The following is a 1,887-nucleotide window of genomic DNA, read 5'->3' as shown; positions in this document are numbered from 1 at the left end:
ACTGCGCGGCCGTGATGCCGTGGGGTTCCATATGGGTGTCGATGATGCGGTCCTTGAGGATCGCCGCACGGCCCAGCAACAGGCCGAGGTGGCAGTTGTGGAAGTTTTCGGGGGTGAAGTGGGGCATCGGAAGTCACCTTATTACTGCCTAGGCAGTGAATGTATGACGAGATGTTACTGCTTAGGCAGCGAATTTCAAATGGAATAATTAGCTTGCTTGGTAATTCGCGGCAATGAGCTACCGCCAGCAAACTAAGGATCGTCTGATTCTTCCTACACCCGGCCACTCATAGAGTGCCGGCATGCGATTAAAAAACTACCTCCACCAGATCAGCCCTGTCCTCTCCACGCCGGACACCGCCCGGCGCCTGCTGCGCATTTTTGCGCTGGTGCTGCTGGTGGGCATCCTCGGCGGCGTGTACAGCTTCCTGCTGTTCACCTTCAACAATGAAGTCTCCCAACGGCGCAGCTACATGAGCAGCGCCATCGCCGAGGCGCATACGTTTTTCACCACTCGCGAAGCCTTGCTCGAAAGCCTGAGCCTGTCCGCCACGCGCAAAACCGAATTGAGCGAGCCGGTGTCCGAAGAGGAAATCCGCCTGCTGCTGGGGCAGGCGCCGGGTAAGCAATGGAGCATTTGGCTGACCCAACGCATGCGCGATTACCTCAGGGCCAAGCAGCTCAACCTGTTGTATGTCGACACCGACGGCGCGATGTTTCGGCTGTACAACGCGACGGCGTCGAACACGCTGTTTCCCCAGGCCCTGCTCGATCAACTGGAAGCCCTCAAGCTCACGAAAACGCTACAGGAACTGTGGCTGACCCACGCGCTGGACGGGCACTCCCAGCTGTACATCTTCATCCGCCTGGACGAGCGTGATGTGAACTCCGGCTGGCTCGGCCTGGAGATGGACGACCGCGAAGTCTCCAGCGCCCTGAGCGACCACAGTGCGGGCGAATTCACCATGTTCAACGCCCAGGGCGTCGCGCTGTTCAGCAATAGTCACAAGCCACCGCCGGGGCAAAACCTGCCGCTGTTGCGCCAACAGGACTTCTTCGGGTTTGTCGGCGCCGGCTGGTTGCCCGAGCAGTTGGTGTTGCGCAAGCAGCTCAAGTCCTCGGACTGGCAGCTCACTTACTCCATCGACCTGCACGCCGTGCTCTGGGCGCTGTGGCCACAAATGTGCGGCGCGCTGCTGTTCTGTCTGCTGAGCATCAGCCTGGTGTGCCTGCTGACCCGGCGCCTGGAGCAGCGTTTTATTACCCCGGCGATCCACCGTATCCAGGCACTGGTAGAAAGTGAGCTGTTCAGCCGCGACGTGATCCAGACCGCTCCCGTGGCGCTGTGCGTACTGCGCCGCAGCGACGGCCAGGTGGTCCTGGAAAACACCCTTGCCCGCCAATGGCTGGGCCACTGCGGCGAACAACTGGGCGCCGGCTGGATTCACGCAGCCTTCGACACCAGCGCCCCGCGCTTCACCGATTACTTCCAGACCGCCGACGGCCGTCATCTGTACCTGAGCTGCGCGCCGACCCGCTATAAAGGTGAAGACGTGTTGCTGTGCGCCTTCAGCGACATCAGTGCGCGCACGCAAATCGAAGCGGCGCTGGAGCAGGCGCGCCAATCGGCCGACGCCGCCAATGAAGCCAAGACGCTGTTCCTCGCCACCATGAGCCACGAAATCCGCACCCCGCTCTACGGCGTGCTCGGCACCCTGGAGTTGCTCGCCCGCACGCGCCTGGACAGCCAGCAGAAGAGTTACCTGCGCGCCATCGAAGGCTCATCCGCCACGCTGCTGCAATTGATTTGCGATGTGCTGGATGTGTCGAAAATCGAAGCCGGGCAACTGGCCCTGGAACTGAGCGAGTTTTCCGTGCCGGGCCTGG

At 61.3% G+C, this 1,887-nt stretch carries 1 protein-coding gene and 1 pseudogene; one reads left to right on the top strand and one right to left on the bottom strand.

Features of this window, described 5'->3' with window-relative positions:
- Positions 1-127 (bottom strand): annotated as a pseudogene (locus IQK56_RS28870) (MarR family transcriptional regulator); the annotation flags it as partial.
- 175 nt (positions 128-302) lie between these two features.
- On the opposite strand from IQK56_RS28870, the gene IQK56_RS28865 reads away from it, so the two are divergent.
- Positions 303-1,887: histidine kinase dimerization/phospho-acceptor domain-containing protein (locus IQK56_RS28865; protein ID WP_279649491.1), on the top strand; the 1,585-nt coding region annotated here is incomplete at its 3' end.

Origin of the sequence: Pseudomonas cyclaminis (assembly GCF_015163715.1) — a bacterium.
Taxonomy (GTDB): domain Bacteria; phylum Pseudomonadota; class Gammaproteobacteria; order Pseudomonadales; family Pseudomonadaceae; genus Aquipseudomonas; species Aquipseudomonas cyclaminis.
This window is presented reverse-complemented; position numbering and strand designations above follow the sequence as displayed.